The 21,162-nt window shown below is 35.4% G+C and carries 23 protein-coding genes and 3 pseudogenes; 19 read left to right on the forward strand and 7 right to left on the reverse strand.

What is annotated here, in order from left to right:
• The first annotated feature begins 80 nt into the window (after positions 1 to 80).
• Positions 81 to 1,505: an aldehyde dehydrogenase family protein gene (locus tag JFT95_RS09185; protein WP_002012663.1), complete on the forward strand. Its 1,425-nt coding sequence runs from the start codon at positions 81 to 83 to the stop codon at positions 1,503 to 1,505.
• 120 nt (positions 1,506 to 1,625) lie between these two features.
• Here JFT95_RS09185 and JFT95_RS09190 read toward each other — a convergent pair whose 3' ends face one another.
• Positions 1,626 to 2,018: a YueI family protein gene (locus JFT95_RS09190; protein WP_002141658.1), complete on the reverse strand. Its 393-nt coding sequence runs from the start codon at positions 2,016 to 2,018 to the stop codon at positions 1,626 to 1,628.
• Positions 2,019 to 2,257: 239 nt separating this feature from the next.
• Between JFT95_RS09190 and JFT95_RS09195 the strand changes: the two genes are divergently transcribed.
• The gene (locus JFT95_RS09195; protein WP_002031784.1) at positions 2,258 to 3,391 is read left to right on the forward strand and encodes a BA2291 family sporulation histidine kinase; all 1,134 of its coding nucleotides are present in this window, start codon (positions 2,258 to 2,260) and stop codon (positions 3,389 to 3,391) included.
• A 33-nt stretch (positions 3,392 to 3,424) separates the two neighbouring features.
• Here the strand turns inward: JFT95_RS09195 and JFT95_RS09200 are convergent, their stop codons facing one another.
• Positions 3,425 to 4,174 (reverse strand): DUF4397 domain-containing protein, encoded by a 750-nt coding sequence (locus tag JFT95_RS09200; protein ID WP_002012659.1) that lies wholly within the window; start codon positions 4,172 to 4,174, stop codon positions 3,425 to 3,427.
• Positions 4,175 to 4,974: 800 nt separating this feature from the next.
• On the opposite strand from JFT95_RS09200, the gene JFT95_RS09205 reads away from it, so the two are divergent.
• From JFT95_RS09205 to JFT95_RS09250, 10 genes are all read left to right on the forward strand, one after another.
• The gene (locus JFT95_RS09205; protein ID WP_201052040.1) at positions 4,975 to 6,285 is read left to right on the forward strand and encodes an aspartate aminotransferase family protein; all 1,311 of its coding nucleotides are present in this window, start codon (positions 4,975 to 4,977) and stop codon (positions 6,283 to 6,285) included.
• On the forward strand, positions 6,282 to 6,980 hold the full coding sequence (gene atoD / locus JFT95_RS09210) for an acetate CoA-transferase subunit alpha (RefSeq protein WP_002085805.1): 699 nt from the start codon (positions 6,282 to 6,284) through the stop codon (positions 6,978 to 6,980). The genes JFT95_RS09205 and atoD overlap by 4 nt, the downstream gene beginning before the upstream one ends.
• A complete protein-coding gene (locus JFT95_RS09215; RefSeq protein ID WP_002127246.1) occupies positions 6,965 to 7,627 on the forward strand; it encodes a CoA transferase subunit B in 663 nt (220 codons plus the stop codon). The genes atoD and JFT95_RS09215 overlap by 16 nt, the downstream gene beginning before the upstream one ends.
• 15 nt (positions 7,628 to 7,642) lie before the next feature.
• Positions 7,643 to 8,911 (forward strand): peptidase, encoded by a 1,269-nt coding sequence (locus tag JFT95_RS09220; protein ID WP_201052042.1) that lies wholly within the window; start codon positions 7,643 to 7,645, stop codon positions 8,909 to 8,911.
• The gene (gene ablB, locus JFT95_RS09225; protein WP_002085802.1) at positions 8,908 to 9,807 is read left to right on the forward strand and encodes a putative beta-lysine N-acetyltransferase; all 900 of its coding nucleotides are present in this window, start codon (positions 8,908 to 8,910) and stop codon (positions 9,805 to 9,807) included. The genes JFT95_RS09220 and ablB overlap by 4 nt, the downstream gene beginning before the upstream one ends.
• A 178-nt stretch (positions 9,808 to 9,985) precedes the next feature.
• Positions 9,986 to 11,371 carry an arginine utilization transcriptional regulator RocR gene (rocR, locus tag JFT95_RS09230; protein ID WP_002012652.1) on the forward strand — a complete coding sequence of 462 codons (1,386 nt, stop codon included), beginning with the start codon at positions 9,986 to 9,988 and terminating at the stop codon, positions 11,369 to 11,371.
• 210 nt (positions 11,372 to 11,581) lie between these two features.
• Positions 11,582 to 13,000, forward strand: a complete 1,419-nt coding sequence (gene kamA / locus JFT95_RS09235; protein WP_002012651.1) for a lysine 2,3-aminomutase — start codon at positions 11,582 to 11,584, stop codon at positions 12,998 to 13,000.
• Entirely contained in the window at positions 12,997 to 13,269 is a 273-nt protein-coding gene (locus JFT95_RS09240) for a YokU family protein (RefSeq protein ID WP_002085797.1), read from the forward strand. The genes kamA and JFT95_RS09240 overlap by 4 nt, the downstream gene beginning before the upstream one ends.
• A 72-nt stretch (positions 13,270 to 13,341) precedes the next feature.
• On the forward strand, positions 13,342 to 13,557 hold the full coding sequence (locus JFT95_RS09245; RefSeq protein ID WP_002085796.1) for a YozE family protein: 216 nt from the start codon (positions 13,342 to 13,344) through the stop codon (positions 13,555 to 13,557).
• A gap of 273 nt (positions 13,558 to 13,830) precedes the next feature.
• Positions 13,831 to 14,493, forward strand: coding sequence for a hypothetical protein (locus JFT95_RS09250; RefSeq protein WP_002012647.1), 663 nt, complete (start codon positions 13,831 to 13,833; stop codon positions 14,491 to 14,493).
• Positions 14,494 to 14,497: 4 nt separating this feature from the next.
• On the opposite strand, the gene JFT95_RS09255 is transcribed toward JFT95_RS09250, so the two are convergent.
• The gene (locus tag JFT95_RS09255) at positions 14,498 to 14,665 is read right to left on the reverse strand and encodes a DUF3930 family protein (RefSeq protein WP_000456534.1); all 168 of its coding nucleotides are present in this window, start codon (positions 14,663 to 14,665) and stop codon (positions 14,498 to 14,500) included.
• A 148-nt stretch (positions 14,666 to 14,813) separates the two neighbouring features.
• On the opposite strand from JFT95_RS09255, the gene JFT95_RS09260 reads away from it, so the two are divergent.
• The 5 genes and pseudogenes from JFT95_RS09260 (at position 14,814) to JFT95_RS09280 (ending at position 17,554) form a co-directional block, all read left to right on the forward strand.
• Positions 14,814 to 14,993 (forward strand): YozD family protein, encoded by a 180-nt coding sequence (locus tag JFT95_RS09260; protein ID WP_002012644.1) that lies wholly within the window; start codon positions 14,814 to 14,816, stop codon positions 14,991 to 14,993.
• A 110-nt stretch (positions 14,994 to 15,103) separates the two neighbouring features.
• Positions 15,104 to 15,286 carry a hypothetical protein gene (locus JFT95_RS09265; RefSeq protein ID WP_002085792.1) on the forward strand — a complete coding sequence of 61 codons (183 nt, stop codon included), beginning with the start codon at positions 15,104 to 15,106 and terminating at the stop codon, positions 15,284 to 15,286.
• Complete coding sequence (locus JFT95_RS09270) at positions 15,286 to 16,107, forward strand: serine/threonine protein kinase (RefSeq protein WP_201052043.1); 822 nt, start codon at positions 15,286 to 15,288, stop codon at positions 16,105 to 16,107. Before JFT95_RS09265 ends, JFT95_RS09270 begins: the two co-directional genes overlap by 1 nt.
• Positions 16,089 to 16,844: a sporulation protein gene (locus JFT95_RS09275; RefSeq protein ID WP_201052045.1), complete on the forward strand. Its 756-nt coding sequence runs from the start codon at positions 16,089 to 16,091 to the stop codon at positions 16,842 to 16,844. Before JFT95_RS09270 ends, JFT95_RS09275 begins: the two co-directional genes overlap by 19 nt.
• Before the next feature lie 75 nt (positions 16,845 to 16,919).
• A pseudogene (locus tag JFT95_RS09280) lies at positions 16,920 to 17,554 on the forward strand (phosphatase PAP2 family protein).
• Here JFT95_RS09280 and JFT95_RS09285 read toward each other — a convergent pair.
• From JFT95_RS09285 to JFT95_RS29985, 3 genes and pseudogenes are all read right to left on the reverse strand, one after another.
• Positions 17,544 to 18,425: a cation diffusion facilitator family transporter gene (locus JFT95_RS09285; RefSeq protein WP_002085782.1), complete on the reverse strand. Its 882-nt coding sequence runs from the start codon at positions 18,423 to 18,425 to the stop codon at positions 17,544 to 17,546. The pseudogene JFT95_RS09280 and the gene JFT95_RS09285 sit on opposite strands and share 11 nt — an antisense overlap.
• 575 nt (positions 18,426 to 19,000) lie before the next feature.
• The gene (locus tag JFT95_RS09290) at positions 19,001 to 19,315 is read right to left on the reverse strand and encodes a thioredoxin family protein (RefSeq protein ID WP_000658777.1); all 315 of its coding nucleotides are present in this window, start codon (positions 19,313 to 19,315) and stop codon (positions 19,001 to 19,003) included.
• Positions 19,316 to 19,358: 43 nt separating this feature from the next.
• A pseudogene (locus tag JFT95_RS29985) lies at positions 19,359 to 19,682 on the reverse strand (site-specific integrase).
• Positions 19,683 to 20,293: 611 nt separating this feature from the next.
• Between JFT95_RS29985 and JFT95_RS29875 the strand changes: the two are divergent.
• Positions 20,294 to 20,428, forward strand: a complete 135-nt coding sequence (locus JFT95_RS29875) for a hypothetical protein (RefSeq protein WP_255256115.1) — start codon at positions 20,294 to 20,296, stop codon at positions 20,426 to 20,428.
• A complete protein-coding gene (locus tag JFT95_RS09300; RefSeq protein WP_242487603.1) occupies positions 20,409 to 20,846 on the forward strand; it encodes a hypothetical protein in 438 nt (145 codons plus the stop codon). Before JFT95_RS29875 ends, JFT95_RS09300 begins: the two co-directional genes overlap by 20 nt.
• Here the strand turns inward: JFT95_RS09300 and JFT95_RS09305 are convergent.
• A pseudogene (locus JFT95_RS09305) lies at positions 20,830 to 21,036 on the reverse strand (exosporium leader peptide-containing protein); the annotation flags it as partial. The gene JFT95_RS09300 and the pseudogene JFT95_RS09305 overlap by 17 nt on opposite strands.
• Positions 21,037 to 21,162: the final 126 nt, after the last annotated feature.

Genomic DNA, 21,162 nt, shown 5'->3' on the forward strand with positions numbered 1-21,162 from the left:
AATTACACAAGTCAGACCTTTCACCAGGTGAAATAAATGAAATGTATTATTGTATACATATATTCGGAAGGAGAACCACTATGAAAAAACATTTATATATAAATGGGGTATGGAAATCAGTAGAGACGTATAAACCATTGTATGCACCATATTCTGAAGAAACATTAGCGGAGATTGCGCAAGGTACAGAAGATGACGTTAAGGAAGCAATAGTTTCGGCCAAAAATGCAATGAAAGAAATGAAAAAATTATCCGCATACGACCGTGCAACTATTTTAGAAAAGGTTGCACAAAAAATGGATGAGAGAAGAGAAGAGTTTGCAGAGATTATCGCAAAAGAAGCTGCAAAACCAATTCGTGCTGCACGAGGAGAAGTAGATCGCACTGTTCAAACATATAAGTTTGCAGCTGAAGAAGCGAAGCGAATATATGGTGAGACGTTACCATTAGATGCTGCACCAGGAGCAGGTGGCCGTATAGCGTATACAATTCGACAACCAATCGGGGTTATTGGTGCTATTACACCATTTAATTTTCCACTTAATTTAGTAGCACATAAGGTAGGCCCAGCAATTGCGGCTGGAAATACTATTGTGCTAAAGCCTGCCGACCAAACGCCACTTTCTTCGTATGCATTGGTAGAATTATTTGAAGAAGCTGGTTTACCAAAGGGAGCTTTCAATATAATTTCTGGACCTGGATCTGTTGTAGGTGAGGCATTAGTAAAAGATGAGAACGTTGCTAGTATTACTTTTACAGGAAGTCCGAAAGTAGGTATTGGAATTAAGGCAAAAGCCGGGTTGAAACGAGTGACGTTAGAATTAGGATCGAACGCTGCAGTAATTATTGATGAAGATGTTGAATTGACAGACGAAATAATTGAACGTGTAAAATGGGGCGCGTTTGTGAATAATGGACAAGTTTGTATTTCAGTACAACGTGTTTTTGTGCATGAACGCAAAATGGAAGAGTTTATTACAAAATTAACGAAAGCAATGGAAAACGTTGTAGTAGGAGATCCGCTTCATGAAGAAACAGATGTATCAGCACTTATTTCAAAAAAAGATGTAGAACGTATAAATTCATGGGTGGAAGAGGCAGTTAAGGAAGGGGCTAATGTTGTATACGGTGGTAACAAACGTGATGCAAGGATTTTTGAACCAACTGTATTAACAAATGTTCCAGATTATGTATCTGTTCAGTGCCAAGAAGTATTTGGTCCACTTATGACTGTAAATACATTTAAAGAATTTGATGAGGCTTTAGAACAAGTAAATAATTCACGTTATGGATTACAAGCAGGTGTATTTACAAACAATCTATGTAAGGCAATGCGTGCAATTGATGAATTAGAAGTCGGTGGTGTCATGATTAATGATATTCCAACGTTCAGAGTAGATCATATGCCTTATGGCGGTGTGAAAGAGAGTGGAACAGGCCGTGAAGGGATTAAATATGCAATAGAAGAAATGACAGAAATGAAATTAGTGTGTATTAAAAAATAAAGTAGATCGAGCTTAAACACCGCAATAAAAAACGAGCAGGAAATGTTTACGTTTCCATACTCGTTTTTTATTGTTTGTTTTACGTTTCTCGGAACGATTACATTTAATCAAGTGTACCTTTTACTTCATTTCTTGTTTGAAAATATCATCTTCGACATAAATATGTTCTTTATCTACAGCAGTGCTATGAGAGAGTACTAAACCTATTGGTGTTTCAGTACCTTTATTTTGAACAATTGTAAAATGAATATTTTTTTCAGTTGCTAATTTAATGTATTTTGATAAATGTGGGTAAGCAATGCTTCCATTTAGGAATAGTTGTAATGATTGAGAAGAACGTATGTTACCCGTTACTTCTGTATACACATTACTTTGCATTACTTGACCGATTGTTAAAGCGATTTCTACACGCTCACGTAATGTAGTTAAGTACATATTACGTTCTTCTGGTTTGTTTTGCTTTTGGCCATATATGCCTTCTTGGAGATAGTCTTCCACATTTTTATTTACCATATTTTTCACACCTTTCACTTCTTATTGTACGCAAGAATTAAAAAGGATGCAAAAAAAGTAGTTTTGAACAGGAAAATAATTAAAAAAATGAGAAGAGAAAAGGGATATATGAATAAAACTTATTTATATAAGAAGGGAAAAATAAATTTTATCAACAGAAATTAACAAAATGTGACAACAATCTATTAACGAAATGTATTTTTTGTGTTAATATTCAAAATATAAAGGGTATTCGTCGTATGGAAATGGAGGGAATGGAGGTTTTTCCAATCGATAAGGATATTAAAGAAGTATTTTGTTCGCACTTGAAAAACAACAGGCACCAATTCGTAGAGAACTGGAAAAACAAAATGATAATTTCCGAAAAAGATCCATTTAAACAAGAGGTAGTTCAAAATGGAGCGAATTTATTAGAGTTAATTATCGAACTTATTATGGAAGATAAAGACATTAATTATCTTCAGCCATTATGTGAGAAAATTGCCATTGAGCGTGCAGGGGCAGATGCGAATATTGGAGATTTTGTTTACAATGCAAATGTGGGAAGAAATGAACTTTTTGAAGCAATGTGCGAATTGGATGTAAGCGCTCGAGAACTGAAACCGATTATGGCCAAAATACATACTTGTTTTGACAAATTAATTTATTATACCGTTTTAAAATACTCAGAAATTATATCGAGGAATTTAGAAGAAAAACAGCAATATATAAATGAAACACATAAAGAAAGGCTTACGATTCTAGGGCAAATGTCGGCTAGTTTTGTACATGAATTTCGTAATCCGCTAACTTCGATTATGGGATTTGTAAAGTTATTGAAGACAGATCACCCTAATCTATCGTATTTAGATATTATTTCACATGAATTAGATCAATTAAATTTTAGGATTTCGCAATTTTTACTTGTATCGAAAAAAGAAATGTGGAATGAATCTGAACGTTTTTTGGTAAATGACTTATTTCAAGATATTATACAATTCTTATATCCAAGTTTAGTTAATGCAAATGTTTTGATTGAAAAGAATTTGCCGTATCCTATTCCACTCGTTGGTTACCGGAGTGAAGTGAAGCAAGTAGTTTTAAATATTTTAATGAATTCGATTGATGCTCTTGAATCGGTGAAAGAAGAGCGGAAAATTATCATTGATGTATTTGAAGAGGATCAGGCTGTTCGCATTGTTATAAAAAATAATGGACCTATGATTCCAGCAGACAATGTAGAGACTATTTTTGAGCCATTTGTAACTACTAAAAAGCTAGGAACTGGTATTGGACTATTTGTATGTAAACAAATTGTAGAAAAACATAAAGGATCCATATTGTGTCGTTCGGATAACGATTGGACAGAATTTCAAATTACGTTTCAAAAGTAAACAGTCTACACCATGCGAATGGTGTAGACTGTTTTAATTTGTAAGTATAACGGTTTCTAATTTTGGATCCTCAGTTGAATAACCAACTATTGAAATTGTGTAAATTGTATTTGGTTCAACGTTGAATTTTGGAATGGTTAATAGTACTTTTTTTGTATCAGCAAGTGAAACTTCAATATCTGCTGTACCAGGGCTAACTTGTAAAAAATCTGTTATTTGCTTAAAGAGTACATTTTCAAATAAATGATCCCCATCTTTTAAATTTACATTTACAACTGGAGTGTCTGGTGAAAAATGTGCAAATCGTATTTTTGCTTGACCAGATGGTAAATGAGTATTATCAAGAATGGGTTGTAATTGGAGATGATTATCGCTATTGACCGCTGCAAGGGTATAAGTGTGATTCCCCATTATTGGTACTAATGCTGAAAATATTGGAGTTTCGTTTCCGACAGGGACAATATCAATACGGTATTTACCTTGCACTAATGATAAATACGGACTGAATTGTTTAAAAGAAATATTTTTAATAACCTTTTGTCCGTTTATTATAATATCAACTGCTGGTGTATGGGGAGCTGTGTGGAAGATTCTCATATGTGACGGTAAAGTCGCTTCTTGTGAATCTCTCTTTTCATATGCTTGTACAAGTTTTGTAATTGCATCATAGTATTTCATATAGAGTTCTACATATCTTTTAGGATTGCTATATTGATAGTAACGAGCGAGCTGTTCGTAACGTGCAGCTTCTTGACCGTATTTTTCAATTTCGGATTGAGTCATGAACATTCCTCCTTTATCATCATTACAAATATATGCGAAGCTAGAAAGAGGTTATGCAAAAAACTTGCCTTTCTAGAAGGAAAAGTTAAAATGGGGATTTTTTTATTTATAGGCAAACACACATACAAATCGATAATTGTCCTACATAAATTATAAAGGAAAGGTAGTTTGACTTTGATGGAAGGAGTGGAACCATTGGGATGGGGATATCCCCATAGTTATTGGGAATGAAGTTATGGAGGATTTGGTGCTCTAGGCTGTGGGACGAATTATGGATTTGTATTATGAGTATTTCTATTAATTTTAGTGATGCGTTGGATAAGGTAATACCGATAAAAGAGCGTCGTGCCGAACTGATTAATGTGGTTAATCGGTTCTTTTTTTATTGTTCTAAATAGGTGGTACTATTTGTTAAGAAATAGTTATGATAAATGAGGCGAAGTAAAATGTCGAATTTTGTTTGAAAATATGCAATATAAAGTAGGATAATAGGAAGGAGAATAACGGGAGTTTCGTCGAAGTTTACACAATGTCAGCAATTGAGGAAAGTTGATATTATATTAAAAAAATATTCAATTTGCTGTTATCTTAAATCAGGAAGGGGTATTTAAGCGTACAGGTAAGGTTGGTCTTCATTTTTAGTTCTGAATTTTCTGTTTTTGAAATAATATTTAGCAGTCATTTGTATATTTTATAATAGTTTTTTGATAAATTCACTGCTTTTGCAGAGGATTCTTTTTTATGAAAGAAACGTCAATTTTCTTCATATACATATACAAATTGGAGAAATGGGGAGCGCTATGCGCGATTACTTAATTAAACCACTTGTTGGTCAGCCGTATCCGATGATTTCACATGGAAAAGGTGTGTATTTGTATGATCAAAACGGAAATAAATATTTTGATGGTTCGTCTGGAGCGATTACGGCAGGTATTGGACATGGCGTAGCAGAGATAGCAGAAGTTATAAAAAAACAGGCAGAGGAGATCGCTTTCGTTTATAGATCACAGTTTACGAGTGAACCAGCTGAAAAATTAGCGAAGAAGTTAAGTGATTTATGTGTAGGAGATTTGAACTGGAGCTTTTTTGTGAATAGTGGTACGGAAGCAAATGAAACAGCTATGAAAATCGCAATTCAGCATTTTCAGGAGCGTGGCATTCAAGGGAAACATAAAATTTTGTCACGGTGGATGAGCTATCACGGGATTACAATGGGAGCTTTATCTATGTCTGGGCATCCACTGCGCAGACAACGTTTCGTTTCTATTTTGGAAGATTATCCGACTATTCCAGCTCCATACTGTTTTAGATGTCCTGTACAAAAGGTATATCCAACATGTCAACTTTCTTGTGCGACTGAACTAGAAAGAGCGATTGATCGAATTGGTGCAGAACATATTGCAGCTTTTATTGCTGAACCGATTATCGGAGCTGCTGGAGGAGCGGTTGTCCCGCCGAAAGAATACTATAAAGTAATTAAAGATATTTGTAGTCATTACGATATATTATTTATTGCGGATGAAGTAATGACTGGACTTGGTCGTACTGGTACATGGTTTGCGATGGAGCACTGGGGTGTAGAACCGGATATTATGACCCTTGGCAAGGGGCTAGGAGCAGGTTATACACCAATGGCAGCAACAGTTGTAAGTGACCGTGTTATGGAGCCAATTTTACGTGGATCACGTTCTGTAATGAGCGGGCATACGCTTAGTGCAAATCCATTGTCTGCAGCAACGGCTTTAGCTGTTATTGAATATATGGAGAAACATAATTTACCTGAAAAAACAGCAGAAAAGGGAGAGTATTTATTAAAAGGTTTGCAGAAAGTTCAGCAACAATCGACAATCATTGCCGATGTGCGTGGAAAAGGATTGCTAATTGGAATAGAATTGCAACCGTTTACAAAAGCGTCGGAGCTTATTTCAGTTGCTGCTAAAAATGGACTGCTCTTATACCAAGCTGTTTCAGGGCAAGCAGGAAAAGAGGATAGTGCACTGCTTGTTGCACCACCAATGACAACTACATATTCCGAGTTAGATGAATTACTTTCAATTTTTGTAAAGAGCGTGGAAGAGATGATGCAAAAAGGAGGGCATAGTATCGCATGACAACTATTACAAATACATTCGGTAAATTAAAAGAAATAGAGGAAGTAATTTCTTTGTTCCATGATGATATGACATTAATGTTTGGGGGATTTGGAGGAATCGGATCCCCTCCATCTTTAATTCAAGCTGTTTTAGATAAAGGCATTACAAATTTAAATTTAATAGGAAATGATACTGGATTTCCTGATGTAGGAATCGGTCGTCTTGTTACGAATGAAAGGGTTAAATCTTTAGTTACTTCTCATATTGGGTCAAATCCAAATGCGGGAAGACAATTAAATGAAGGAAGATTGCAAATTGAATTCTCTCCGCAAGGAACACTCGCAGAGCGTATTCGCGCTGGTGGTGTAGGGCTTGGTGGTATTTTAGTTGACGTTGGTGTTGATACGATTGTAGAAGAAGGAAAGCGTACAGTTGAAATGAATGGAAAGACATATTTAGTTGAAACAGCTTTAACGGCTGAAGTCGCAATTGTATATGCGAAAAAAGCGGATCCGTTTGGCAATCTTGTATTTGATAAAAGTGCTCGTAATATGAATCCACACGTAGCTATGGCTGGTGACATAACGATTGTAGAAGCAGAAGAAATTGTTCCACTTGGAAGTTTAGATCCAGAAGAAATTGTCGTCCCAGGTGTATTTGTAAATTATATCGTGCCATCGGAAGGAGTGAATTGGAAATGGGTATGGGCGTAGAAGTAAGAGATAAGATTGCAAGACGTGCAGCGAAAGAAATTCAGAATGGTATGCTTGTAAATTTAGGTATTGGAATTCCATCGCTTGTACCGAATCATTTGCCAGAAGATATGAATGTTATGTTTCATGCGGAAAACGGTATTGTTGGTATGGGACCAACGCCAAGTAAAGGGAATGAAGATGAGAATTTATGTAACGCAGCTGGTTTACCAACATCTCTTATTACAGGAGCAAGTTATTTTGATAGTTGCATGGCGTTTGGCATGATTCGAAAAGGATTACTTGATGTTACGATACTTGGTTCGTTACAAGTAAGTGAAAATGGTGATTTAGCGAACTGGATTGTACCAGGAAAACGCGTTCCAGGTATTGGAGGAGCGATGGATTTAGCGCAAAAAGCGAAGCGGGTCGTTGTTGTGATGAATCATGTTGATAAATACGGAAATGCAAAGATTGTTTCGGAATGTACATTGCCATTAACTTCGAAAAAATGTGTAGATTTAATTATTACAGACATGGCTGTCATGGAAGTGACCCAAAGAGGACTTGTCTTACAAGAATTAATGAGTCCATATACTGTAGAAGATGTAAAACGACATACGACAGCTGATTTTCATATAAGCTCAAATTTACTAGTAATTGAATGAGGGGAGTTGTAATATATGGAGCAATTAAAAAAACAAGTTTGTGAGTATATTGAGGGTCATGAAGAAGAGAGTGTAAAATTTTTAACACGATTAATTCAAGAAAAGAGCGTATCTGGTGATGAAAGTGGTGCGCAGGCAATTGTTATTGAAAAGTTGCGTGAGTTAGGTCTAGATCTTGATATTTGGGAGCCTGCTTTTAATGAAATGAAAGATCACCCTTATTTCGTATCACCTCGTACAAGTTTTACAGATAGCCCGAATATTGTAGCGACTTTAAAAGGAAGTGGCGAAGGGAAATCTATGATTTTAAACGGGCATATTGATGTCGTGCCAGAAGGGGATGTAAATCAGTGGGGCCATCATCCATATAGTGGAGAGAAAATAGGAAACCGCATATATGGACGTGGAACAACAGATATGAAAGGCGGCAATGTTTCACTTATGCTTGCGATGGAAGCGATTATTGAATCTGGTATTGAACTAAAAGGTGATATACATTTTCAAAGTGTAATAGAAGAAGAGAGCGGTGGGGCAGGAACATTAGCTGCTATTTTACGAGGATATAAGGCAGATGGCGTTATTATTCCTGAGCCGACGAATATGAAGTTTTTTCCGAAACAACAAGGATCAATGTGGTTTCGTCTACATATAAAAGGAAAAGCAGCACACGGTGGTACACGTTATGAAGGAGTAAGTGCAATTGAAAAAAGTATGTTTGTTGTAGAGCATTTGAGAAAATTAGAAGAGAAGAGAAATGGGCGAATTACAGATCCGTTATTTAAGGGGATTCCGATTCCAATTCCAATTAACGTTGGGAAAATTGAAGGGGGAAGCTGGCCAAGTTCTGTTCCCGATTCATTAATTTTAGAAGGAAGATGTGGTATTGCGCCGAATGAGACTATAGAGGCAGCAAAAGAAGAGTTTGAGAGCTGGATTGGTGAATTAAAAGATGTGGATAGTTGGTTTGTAAAAAATCCTGTAGAAGTAGAATGGTTTGGGGCTAGATGGGTTCCTGGTGAACTAGAAGAAAATCATCCACTTATTACAACGCTTCAACATAACTTTGTTGAAATCGAAGGGAACGAGCCGATTATAGAAGCTTCGCCATGGGGAACAGATGGAGGTTTGTTCACACAAATAGCTAACGTACCCACGATAGTATTTGGTCCAGGAGAGACGAAAGTAGCACACTATCCAAACGAATATATAGAAGTTGATAAAATGATTGCTGCCGCAAAAATAATTGCATGTACATTACTAGATTGGTGTGAGGTGAAAAAATGAAATACTATGAATCTTTTAGTGAACAGACAAAGCATTATACAGTAGAAGGGGTTTTAGATTATTTTAATAAACGTATTAGAGTTGATCACTATACAGGAAATGTTGAAAGCATCATACAAACAATCGATGAATTAGCAAAGAAACATTCTTTCACTAAATGTATTATTAAAGGAAAGGGAGAGCATGTTTCAACATGGCTCTCTTTCGGTTTCTTACTGGAAGCAACGATACCTCATTATTTTCAAGGGCACGATGCGCACTTCTTCGTGAAATATCATAATGATGAAAGACGAAATAGTATTCATTGGACTGAGGAAGATACTATTTTAAGTGGTGTAAAAGAAAAAGAAGTGAAAGAAAAAATAGTCCCAGAGGAATTTGTGTTAAGAAAAGCGACAGAAGAGGATGCGGAAGAATTAGCAATTGTCTTTGGAAAAGTATTTGAAGTTTATCCGACACCTTTAAATGATGGGAATTATGTAAAGCAGACGATGAAGGAAGACGATACAATTTACTATGTTTATGAATTCGAGGGAAAAATTATTAGTACAGCATCTGCTGAAATGAACGTGAAAGAAGGTAATGCAGAATTAACGAATTGTGCTACATTACCTGAATATCGAAAACATGGTTTCATGAAAAGTCTGTTAATTAAATTGGAGGAAGAGCTCCAAGAAAAATCTATTTTTTGTTCTTATACAATTGCTCGCTCGCTATCTTTCGGTATGAATGCAGCCTTTCATCAATTAGGCTATACATATACGGGAAGGCTTGCGAATAATTGCTACATTTTTGATAAGTTGGAAGATATGAATATATGGGTGAAAGATTTATCCAGCTATTCGAAAGCAGTAAGACTCCCGCCTCAAAATTCGGCTGTAAAGCAAAGAAGTTAAGTGGGAGTCGGGTTAATAATAAAGCCCCACTGATTAAAGTTTCACTTAACCATAAATAAGCAATAAAAATATATATACATTTCATCAAAATAATAGAACGGAATCGTCATGCTTATAATCGCACAGAGGGTGCCGGAAATTCGGCGTTGAATTTGCTGGATTTTCGGCAAAAGGGGGGATGACATTGCTAGCAGTTTCGACACAGGAAGTCATTGAAGCGATTTTGGGCAGTATAGATGAGGCCATACATGCAGTAGATGAAAATGGGATTACAATATTTTATAATACAGTTGCTGCAAAACATGATGGATCTAAAATTGAAAATGTGCTAGGAAAGCATTTATTAGAAGCATTCCCGTCATTATCCAGAGAAACAAGTACGTTGATGAAAGTATTAGATACAAAAAAACCAATCGTACACCAAGTTCAACATTACCAAAATTTAAATGGGGAAGACGTTTGTACGGTCAATACAACGTTACCTATTTTAATAGATGGAAATATTGCTGGTGCTGTAGAAATTGCGAAAGATTATTCTACTATTCAAAAGCTTACTGATACGATTGTAGATCTACAATCGAAAATAAAACGATCGACTAGCAAAAAAACGGTGAAAAAGCATGTTGCATTCGAGACAATTGTAACTGATGATTCCCGCTTTAAACAGACGAAAGAGTTAGCACAAAAAGTAGCGCCAACCGATGCGAATGTTTTAATATATGGTGAAACTGGAACGGGGAAAGAGCTATTTGTGCAAGCGATTCATGAAGCTTCTAAACGAAAAAATAAGCCGTTTATTGCACAAAACTGTGCAGCTTTGCCAGAGTCGCTATTAGAAAGTTTGCTGTTTGGCACGACAAAAGGTAGTTATACAGGGGCAATCGAACGAGCAGGATTATTTGAACTTGTAGATGGAGGGACATTATTTTTAGATGAACTGAATTCAATGCCGCTTGATTTACAAGCAAAAATGCTACGTGTATTAGAAGATGGAGTTATTCGTCGCATTGGTGATAATAAGACGAGAAAAGTAGATGTTCGCGTTATTACTGCAATGAATCAGCCTCCAGAAGTATGTTTAAGAGAAAATAAAATTCGCACTGATTTATACTATCGATTAAATGTGTTTTCATTATATATCCCGCCGCTTCGCGAAAGAACTGAGGATGTACTGTTATTAGCGTCTTACTTTTTGAAAGAATATAATAAAAGTTATAAAAAAGGTGTACTTCAAATTGATAAGGAAGCGAAAGAAAGATTACAAGCTTATCAATGGCCTGGAAATGTTCGTGAGTTAAAGCATACGATTGAACATGCTGTCATTATTACAGAAGGGAATTCGTTAACAGCAAATTGCTTGCCACGAACATTTCGGAAAGAGAAACTTCCGAAGAAGAAAAGTATATTACCGCTTAGGGAAGCTCTTCATCAAATGGAAAAGGAATTAATAGATCAAGCGTTAATTGAAACGGAAGGGAATATTTTGCAAGCAGCAAAAATGTTAGGTATTCCGCGTCAAACGCTTCAATATAAACTGAGCAAGTATGACAAAACCGCCGAATAACCGGCGGTTTTTGTGTGTTTGCACCAATAAAAGAGCGTTTACATATATAACAAGTAATGAATATGATAGTAAATATCGTTTTAGTACAGCACTTAAAAATATTTATTCTCTTATATAATAGGGTATTTCTCGCATTTACTTATCAAGAATATGAAGTTGGCATAATTATTGCTTATATAAAGGATGAGCGTATAAAAAGGGGGAATAGCAATGTTACATGATGTATACAAACCAAATCGTCACTGGAAGGATATTGAATTATGGAAAGATGTTACAGAAGAACAATGGAATGATTGGGTTTGGCAATTAACGAATACGATCAAAACTTTAGATGATTTAAAGAAAGTAATTAACTTAACACCTGACGAAGAAGAAGGCGTTAAAATTTCAACGAAAACGATCCCGTTAAACATTACACCGTACTATGCTTGGCTAATGAATCCTGATGACCCACGCTGTCCGATTCGGATGCAATCAGTACCGATTTCGGAAGAGTTATATAAAACAAAATATGATTTAGAAGATCCTCTTCATGAAGATGAAGATTCACCAGTTCCAGGATTAACTCATCGTTATCCAGACCGTGTACTATTTTTAGTAACGAATCAATGTTCTATGTATTGTCGTTACTGTACACGTCGTCGTTTTAGTGGACAAATTGGAATGGGCGTACCGAAAAAGCAATTAGATGATGCGATTGCTTATATTAGTGAAACACCACAAGTACGTGACGTTTTAATTTCTGGCGGTGATGGACTTCTAATTAATGATAAAATTTTAGAATATGTATTAAAGAATTTACGAGCAATCCCGCATGTTGAGATTATTCGTATCGGAACGAGAGCACCAGTTGTATTCCCACAGCGTATTACAGAAAACCTGTGTAACATAATTAAAAAATACCATCCAGTATGGTTAAATACTCATTTTAACACTTCTATTGAGATTACAGAAGAATCGAAACTAGCATGTGAAATGCTTGCAAATGCAGGTGTTCCAATTGGAAACCAAGCTGTAATTTTAGCTGGAATTAATGACAGCGTTCCAATTATGAAAAAACTTATGCATGATTTAGTGAAAATTCGTGTTCGTCCATATTACATTTATCAATGTGATTTATCAGAAGGTATCGGTCATTTCCGTGCACCAGTTTCGAAAGGTCTTGAAATTATTGAAGGCTTACGTGGACATACGTCTGGTTATGCAGTACCAACTTTCGTTGTCGATGCACCGGGTGGAGGCGGGAAAATTGCGCTTCAGCCAAACTATTTAATTTCACAAAGTGCGGATAAAGTTGTTCTTCGTAACTTTGAAGGGGTTATTACAACGTATCCAGAACCAGAAAACTATATCCCAGGAAGAGCAGAAGGCTACTTTAAAGAAATTTATCCGACTTATGAAGAGAAACGTTCTGATATCGGCGTTGCAGGATTGATGAGTGATAAGAAATTTAATCTTGTTCCAGATGATTTACAACGTATGAATCGCCGCAAAGATTATGAAGTCAATGAAACGCATGCTTCTTTAAAAGATAAACGTGATAAGCGTGATCAATTAAAAGATAAAAAATATCAAGCACAAATAGCAAAGTTAGATGATGACAAAAAAAATGAGGGTGACGTAGTATGAATTGTATGTGGTGTGACAGTACAGAAGCGAAAGAAAGCTTGAATACTGTATATTGGGAATTACCAGATGGTACGAAAGCCATTGAAATCCAAGAGACACCATGTATTACTTGTTCCTCATGTGGAATGGACTATCAAGCAGACCATACTGTAAAAGAAATTGAAGATCAGTTGTTTTTAATTTATACGAAAGATTTGCCAAAACAACTAACATACGAAGAGTTGATGGGAAGACCACGTTTATTAAAAAGGAATTATTTCGACTTTTAACCAGCTTTTATGCTGGTTTTTTTCTTTTTTGCCTTGTATAATGTACCCAAGTTAGAAAGGTAGGGAATATTTTTGAAAAAGACATTTTACCATTATATGATGAAGCACCGTGCAGCTTTATTTAAAAATGAAATATCAGATTTAGCAGAGGCGATGTATGATGATTTAAGTTTTCCGAAGCAATCTGAAGACTATGATGTAATTAGTTCATACTTAGAGTTAAGTGGAATGCTAGAAAGTATGTCTATATTTGATGATGCATGGGATTTATATATACAAGAGAGATAACGATATGAAGTTTTAGGGAAATGAAAGCATAATGAATACATTACTTTGAAAGAAGTGAAGTATTCATTATGCTTTTTTATTTACAATAGGTCTTGTTGTTAGAACATAAATGAAAAGTGAAAGCTAGTTTAAATACTAGCTTTTTTAAGTTATATACAAATTCTACTTTTTTATTGAAAAAATTTATGAATATAAGCTTCTGTGATAAGCGTTTTTATGTAGGTTGCATATACTGTTATCAAAATCACGACGTTTAAAAAAGGAGAGATATTGATGGCAAGGAAAAAACAACCTAAATATAACGTAGGAGACATAGTCGTGATTACGCTATATGGAACCGTTGGGAAAGTTACAAATATGAAAGTTTTAGATGGAGTTTACGTATACGAAGTAAATAATCACGATGGATTTTATGTAGAACAAACTTTGCAGCATGTTACAGAGCAAGAAATGAAAAAGGGCGACACAGAGTGGATTGAATTAAATTATAACTTTACGTTTGGTGATCTCGTGCAAGTAACTGGATATGATAAAGATGTTTTTCGTATTGTTGGTTTTCGTACAGAAGTATGGAGATATAAAAATGATGCATGGGAAGATACTATATATGAATTGTCACGAATTACTGATGGTGAATGGTTAGAAGCTGATGAATCAGATTTAACATTACTTGCCAATGCACAAACGGCAAATGCAATTTTGAAGAAAATGAAACAAGATAAAGCTGGTATGAATAAATTAGATTTAGGAAAATTGAAATCAATTAACAATTCGAAAAAAGTAAGTGTAAAGACGAATCGCCAAGAAATTATTGATGGGTTATTAGATATTTATAATGATTATCATTTATTATTCGATACATTTAAAGATGAAGAATATAAAATTGTTATGGATGTTGTTCAAAATTATTTAGTTAAATTGACAGAGAAAAAATAGTTAACTAGAAAGAGAGAATAAATTGAACAACAACATATGCAGTATAAGGTATGCCTACAATTATTAAAAAAATAAAAAGCCATTTAATAAGAGAGTCTGCCCATTGATCTTCATGCATGAACTCTTCTTTTGTTTGCCCTACTTCTTGATCTACTTCATATTGGTATTCCATTATTATTTCCCCCTTTGGATAGCTTGTACTAACATCGTATGCCCTTTACCTACATGATATGACTTATAAAAAAGAAAAACTATTTTTCTAATCTCATATACATAATTTTGAGATTTTTTCATAAAACAGAAATAAAGGAGTGATGCTCATGAAGGAAATTGAAGTCGTAATTGACACGGAAGAGATTGCGGAGTTTTTTTATGAGCGACTAATTGAAAGAGGGTACGTTCCAAAAAGAGAAGAAATTGAGGACCTGGCAGATATTACATTTGAGTATTTATTAGAGAAATGCATGATTGATGAAGTTTTTGATGAAGAGGAAGATTGAAAGTAACGGCGGGCTTAACTCGTCGTTTTTTACTCTTTACAAACTTGTCACAAATATAGACAAGAATTGTTGGTATAATTAAAAGAAAATTTTATACAAGAGGTGAAGGGATGTTCAAAAAAATTATTGATTCTTTATTAGGAAAGAAAAAACATCGTTCGTATTCAAGTAGTGATTATCGTCAAAGAGGGCGCTCTTATTCAAGTAGCGACTATAAACGACGTTCATCTGGTTATGGGCATCAGCATTATAAAAGAAAACGTAAAAGCCGTAGCTTCTTTTCAAGTAGCTGATGAAATGGCGTCGTATACTAGCTTTATTTGATAGACCACTGCGAAAAAATACAATCGTTGCAGAGCGTTATAAGATTGAATCAGTAATTGGAATGGGCAGTTATGGGGTTACATATGTCGTTAATGATTTACAAATAAATAAATATAAAGTCTTAAAACAATTAAGGCAAAGTAAACAAAGATATGAGTCTGGTAGAAAATCATTTGAGCAAGAGAAAGTGATTTTACAAACATTAAATCATGTGTCAATTCCTAAGCTACATGACCATTTCATATGGGAGAAAAAGAACTTTTTTGTGATGGAGTATATGCCGGGGGAAAATTTCGAAGATCATATTTTCTTAGATGGGCAAGTATATGATGAACGTGAAGTTTTTGAAATTTTATATGAAGTACTAGGAATTGTTTCGTATTTTCATAGTAAAGGTATCATTCACCGAGATTTACGTATTCCAAACATATTAATGAAAGAAAATCAGATTAGTATTATTGATTTTGGATTGGCTAAATTGAAAGGTGAGGGTGATGAGCGAGCTATAACTTATGAAGGTGAACAAGCTTTGATGCGAGAAGTTCACTTTCGTAGCGATTTTTATGCTCTCGGTCATTTCGTATTATTTTTATTGTATGCTAGTTATCAATCGACTGAAAAAAAGGAAAAACCTTGGTATGAAGAGTTAGTGCTGGAAGAATATAATCGCGACATGCTGATGCGAATGTTACAAATGAAAGCGCCATACTATGAAAATGTACAAGATTTGAAAAAAGATGTAGCTTACGCTTTAGAAAGGATGGAGACCCCATGTTTCAAAAGTTTTTAGCAAGCGTTGGAATTGGAAGTGCAAAAGTAGATACTGTTCTTGAAAGAGATGAGTATACAGTTGGAGAAGAGATAGTAGGGAAGGTTCATATAACTGGAGGTTCAGTTAGCCAAGAAATTGAAAGCATTTACTTAACGTTGTCGACGTCATATGTAAGAGAAGTGGATGATAAAAAAGTAACTGCATCGTATGATTTAGAGCGAGTTCGTTTAACAGATCCATTTTCTGTAGAGCCAAATGAAAAAGTGGAAATTCCATTTTCGTTTTTAATGCCAATTGAAGCACCACTAACACTTGGAATGAAAACGGTTTGGGTTCATACAGGTCTTGATATTAAACGTAGTATTGATCAAAGTGACCGTGATTATATTCAAGTATTGCCGAATGCGCTATTGAACAGTGTATTAAATAGTGTAAATCAATTAGGTTTTAAAGCGCGTCATATAGAATGCGAAGAATTACCGTATCGATTACGTAAGCAAGTTCCATTCGCACAAGAATTTGAGTTTATTCCAGTTTCCGGAGAGTATTATGGGAAATTAGATGAATTAGAATTATTAATTTTGCCAAGTGCCCACGATCGATTAGAAATTATTATGGAAGTAGATAGAAAATCACGTGGATTGGCTGGTTTATTCGCAGAAGCACTTGATCTTGATGAGAAGGTTATTCGCTTTACAGTAACAAACGAAGATATTCCAACGATGCAGCAAAAAATTAACAATAATATTTTTTAATAAACTATGCATAAAAAAAATGGAGAGGAAAACTAAAACAACCGCTCCATTTTTTTGCATAGTGAGGTTATGTATGTGAAACGATACCGACATTTATACTTGTTAAGTTGTACACTACTCATTTGTTTTGTCGCACTATCACTTTCGTATCATACCGCTTGTATTGAAAAATTTGATAATGTAGTCGCACACTTTATTCAAAGTTTCCGAAACGAGTATTTGACAACCTATTTTACTTGGGTGTCCTTTATCGGTTCAAAAAGAATATATTTCCCGTTACTCATTATACTTGTAATGTATTTTCTTCTTAGAAAAAAATATTAAGTGCATTACTTCTAACAATTAATTATTACGGATCACGTTATTTGAACAGCATGCTCAAACTATGGTATGAACGAGCACGACCTGATGTGACGCAGCTTGTTACAGCAACTGGATATAGCTTTCCGAGCGGTCATACGATGAATGCTACTGCTTTTTTAGGATTTATTGCATACGTCACAATTACAGAAGATCGTATTTCATTGCATAAAAAGTTGCTGATTATTTTTATAGCAAGCTTCGTTGTATTATCTATTTCAGTTAGCCGAATTTATCTTGGCGTGCACTATCCATCTGACATATTAGCCGGATGGGCAGCGGGCGGTAGCTGGCTCGTTTTATGTATTATATTTCATAAGGCGTTCATTAAAAAAGAACCTATGTCATAATAGGTTCTTTTTGCATGGGCTCCACATGAATATGAGCATGGTAAATTCCGAATTTTTTTCGAAGCATATCTTCAATATTGTCAGTAATACAATGGCTTTCGCTAACATCCATTCGAGCATCTACTTCAATTGTAATATCCACATACGTTTGGTTCCCATACATACGAGCACGAATATCTACAATATGTTCTACACCTGAAATATGCCCTATAGCATCAGCGTATTCATCCATTTTTTCAGGATCAATTCCATCCGTTAGCATATGAGAAGCTTCTACGAAAATTTCCCACGCGGTCTTACAAATAATAAGACCGACAAGTAAAGCAGCAATAGGGTCCAAAATAGGCATTTGGAACTGTGCTCCGACTATACCTACTACTGTACCAATACTTACAAGAGCATCTGATAAATTATCTTTTGCAGCAGCCTCTAATGATTTACTTTTTGTTCGCATTGCAATCTTTTTCGTATACTTGTATACACCGTACATAACGACAGCAGAAAATAAAGCCACCCATGCAGCAAGTACATTAGGTGCTGCTTGTTTCGGATTGAAAAACGATTGAATTGCACTAATAACAACTTCTAATCCGACCGTTGCCATAATAAAGGAAGCAACAAGTGATGCGATTTGTTCTGCACGCGAATGCCCATATGGATGATCTGGGTCACGAGGCTTACGAGAAATTTTCAGGCCAATTAATATTGCTAAAGAAGCACCAATATCCGTTAAGTTATTCAAACCGTCAGCACGTAATGCGCTAGAGAGGGTAATATAACTGATGATGATTTTCATAGAGGATAAAAATATGTAGGCTATAATGCTGACAATAGCACCTTTATCAGCTTCTTTATGAGAAAGAGAATCCATTTTAATCACTCGCCTTTCTACAAGGAATTTCTTTCTATACATAGAGTATCAAACGAAACTCGTGTGGGTCTATACAAACATTGTTGACGTTTTATAGCTTTTTAAGAAGGGGATAACAAAGTTTCGTTAAGGAAAAATATGTTGAAAAGTACAAAGTAGAAATTTATCCCGCTATTTGAGGGCAGTAAGACCCCCATCTCAAAATTCAGTTAGAGCAAAGAAGTTAGGTGGGAGTCGGGCTGCCCGTAAACGCCCGATTGGTGAAGGCTAATAATCAGTGGGGGATGAACAAAAACCCCACTGATTAAAGTTTCACTTTATTAAACAAGTAATGATGATTATGGCAAATGGAAAGAGGGCGAGAATAATGATTCTCAAAATTTTTTTCATATATATTTTTCGCTAAATGACTCTTTGTAATTCCTCGTTTGAGTAATATATAAGAAATGATAACAAAATTTTTCAATAAGAAGGGAGAAAGCATTATAATATTCACTTTCCAGAAAGAGACAAAGGTAAAGAACAATTTGAAAACGAAAAAAACCTCTGATGATTTTTCAGAGGTTTTTCGTTTCTTAGTATGCTTCTAAAAACTCAGTAACTTGCTCTTCAGTTTTTGCGTTAGCACTATGTAAGTGGCCAAGCTTCTCGCCATTTTGATAAACAAGCAGGCTTGGAATACCCATTACTTGATACTCTTCCGCGATACTTGGGAATTCATCTTTATTAATAGAATACCATTCAAACTTATTGAATTCTTCCATTACATCTCCGATAAAGTTGTCCATACGCACGCAATCTGGGCACCATGTAGTAAAGAACTTAACAACTACTGGCTCCTCGCTTGCGATGATGTCTTTGAATTCTTGTTCAGATTTGATTTCTTTCATGTTTTTGACTCCTCTCAATGTCACACGGATAAGCTAGTATTTTTTATGCAAAATCCGTAACTGCAAAATCTTCGACTGCTTTTTCTTGTAGGTCTGGTATACATATGAGTAGGTGTCTAATGTGATCCCTACTCTTTTATGTCCTAATCGTTTACTTACGATTTTCGGATTTACGCCTTATATCCTGCAAACGAATATTAGGAACCTCACTTTTCTTTATAAGCTTTTTCAGGAGCTGTGTCAAACTTCTGAAATTGCACGGGTTACCATTATAGGTTGGGCAAACTAAATCATAATTATTATTTCCATCGCCATACCGTTCTTTTTCTTCATTGATTTTTTGAAGATGTCCTTGAAGAGCCAGCAGAGTAATTTCAGGTAAAACAATTAATCTCTTTCCTGAAGATGTTTTAGGCTCATGAAACTCTTTGGTAATATGCGAGAGGGAATGATTAACAGATAAGGTACGTCTGTCAAAATCAATATCCTTCCATACAAGAACGTTGGGGAGCTTGGTTACAAAGGTTTGCAGAATGGGAAAAGGGGAGCAGCGTGAGCAATGTTGTTCGAGGCTACCCAAAAGGAAAGTACGCAGTATAAGTAAAAAAGGACAAGCAGTCGTACCTGCTGTCCTGTATAGGAGAAAAATTATTCTGGATTAAAACTACGAATAACCAGAAAACGCGCTTTTAACCAGTGTTGTCAAAGATGTAATAATCTATGCAATAAAAAAGCTTAGTCGGAATTCAAAATACCAAAATGGCTTGCATTGGTAAAGAGGCCCAAGAGTAGTATATGTATAATGAAAAATCTCATACAAAAAGCAGACAACAATTTTGGTTGTCTGCCAGCGAGTCGAATGAGCTAGTCAATTGTGATAAATTGCTTTCCCATTACAAGAAGAGTGAAGCTGCTAGTTCAAACAGCTTGTAGGTAGTCTTTTAGATATTTAAAAAAATATACAGAGAAAGCAGATAAGTGACGAATCTACCTACTTCTGTTGTAACAAAAGAAAGAAGTATTAGCCGTGAATATGACGGCTTGAAAATAGTATGTATTGATTTGGAAAAATTATTCAAGGGGGAAGAGAAGAATGGCATCGATAGTGAATAGTGTATGTGAAATAATTCGGTTAATGAGTGAAACGAAAGTAGAACGCATCCAAATCACATACGAAATTGGCGATATCATAGAGCAGAAATGCAGACGTTGTTATAACAATCGTTCAGATAATGCTTGTTTTAGTATTAGTGTTTGTAAAAACTGCCCGACTGGTCAAGAATTACGTCAGTTGGATAGATATTTTGATACACAACCGAAAGAGCACGGTGGAAAACGAAAAGACAAACCCATCGAACTTACTCCGGAGCGTGTGCGCGAATTGAATCAACAAGGCATTCCAGATAAAGATATTAGCATTATGTATGATCGTAGTCCTTCTTATGTCGGGAAAATGAAAAAGGAATGGAAGCAAGCTGGTATATGGAGAGGACCAACAATAATGCGAGAAATCAACCGGTGTCGCCAGTAGGTCCAGTAATACCAGTAGGTCCGGTGTTCCCTGTCAATCCCGTATTCCCAGTTGGCCCGATTGATCCGGTCGGTCCAGTAGCACCTGTTGAACCAGTGGGACCTGTAGGGAATTGAAAGGGTTGCATAGGTGAAAGTGTCGGCCAAATCGAACACGGATTTAATGCAGTAGAAGATAAAAACTCGTCCAATATAATTCACCTCTAAAAGTTCGTATTACTAATAGTAAATGCAATGATAGAGCAAAGTGTAATGGACAAGCGGTTGTATTTAGGAAATTTAATAAAAACGCTATTTTAATAGCAAGAAGGGAGGGG

It is taken from the genome of Bacillus sp. TH17, from assembly GCF_016651125.1.
Lineage (GTDB): Bacteria > Bacillota > Bacilli > Bacillales > Bacillaceae_G > Bacillus_A > Bacillus_A mycoides.

Bases quoted from the DNA above. Each gene is read 5' to 3' on its own strand.
- JFT95_RS09220 (WP_201052042.1), top strand. From the start codon at position 7,643: ATGGAGCAATTAAAAAAACAAGTTTGTGAGTATATTGAGGGTCATGAA.
- JFT95_RS09250 (WP_002012647.1), top strand. From the start codon at position 13,831: ATGGCAAGGAAAAAACAACCTAAATATAACGTAGGAGACATAGTCGTG.
- JFT95_RS09285 (WP_002085782.1), bottom strand. From the start codon at position 18,425: ATGGATTCTCTTTCTCATAAAGAAGCTGATAAAGGTGCTATTGTCAGC.
- JFT95_RS09260 (WP_002012644.1), top strand. From the start codon at position 14,814: ATGAAGGAAATTGAAGTCGTAATTGACACGGAAGAGATTGCGGAGTTT.
- JFT95_RS09185 (WP_002012663.1), top strand. From the start codon at position 81: ATGAAAAAACATTTATATATAAATGGGGTATGGAAATCAGTAGAGACG.
- JFT95_RS09190 (WP_002141658.1), bottom strand. From the start codon at position 2,018: ATGGTAAATAAAAATGTGGAAGACTATCTCCAAGAAGGCATATATGGC.
- JFT95_RS09240 (WP_002085797.1), top strand. From the start codon at position 12,997: ATGAATTGTATGTGGTGTGACAGTACAGAAGCGAAAGAAAGCTTGAAT.
- JFT95_RS09255 (WP_000456534.1), bottom strand. From the start codon at position 14,665: ATGGAATACCAATATGAAGTAGATCAAGAAGTAGGGCAAACAAAAGAA.
- atoD (WP_002085805.1), top strand. From the start codon at position 6,282: ATGACAACTATTACAAATACATTCGGTAAATTAAAAGAAATAGAGGAA.
- JFT95_RS09275 (WP_201052045.1), top strand. From the start codon at position 16,089: ATGTTTCAAAAGTTTTTAGCAAGCGTTGGAATTGGAAGTGCAAAAGTA.
- ablB (WP_002085802.1), top strand. From the start codon at position 8,908: ATGAAATACTATGAATCTTTTAGTGAACAGACAAAGCATTATACAGTA.
- JFT95_RS09265 (WP_002085792.1), top strand. From the start codon at position 15,104: ATGTTCAAAAAAATTATTGATTCTTTATTAGGAAAGAAAAAACATCGT.
- JFT95_RS09300 (WP_242487603.1), top strand. From the start codon at position 20,409: ATGGCATCGATAGTGAATAGTGTATGTGAAATAATTCGGTTAATGAGT.
- JFT95_RS09200 (WP_002012659.1), bottom strand. From the start codon at position 4,174: ATGACTCAATCCGAAATTGAAAAATACGGTCAAGAAGCTGCACGTTAC.
- JFT95_RS09270 (WP_201052043.1), top strand. From the start codon at position 15,286: ATGAAATGGCGTCGTATACTAGCTTTATTTGATAGACCACTGCGAAAA.
- JFT95_RS09205 (WP_201052040.1), top strand. From the start codon at position 4,975: ATGCGCGATTACTTAATTAAACCACTTGTTGGTCAGCCGTATCCGATG.
- kamA (WP_002012651.1), top strand. From the start codon at position 11,582: ATGTTACATGATGTATACAAACCAAATCGTCACTGGAAGGATATTGAA.
- JFT95_RS09290 (WP_000658777.1), bottom strand. From the start codon at position 19,315: ATGAAAGAAATCAAATCTGAACAAGAATTCAAAGACATCATCGCAAGC.
- JFT95_RS09215 (WP_002127246.1), top strand. From the start codon at position 6,965: ATGGGTATGGGCGTAGAAGTAAGAGATAAGATTGCAAGACGTGCAGCG.
- JFT95_RS09195 (WP_002031784.1), top strand. From the start codon at position 2,258: ATGGAAATGGAGGGAATGGAGGTTTTTCCAATCGATAAGGATATTAAA.
- rocR (WP_002012652.1), top strand. From the start codon at position 9,986: ATGACATTGCTAGCAGTTTCGACACAGGAAGTCATTGAAGCGATTTTG.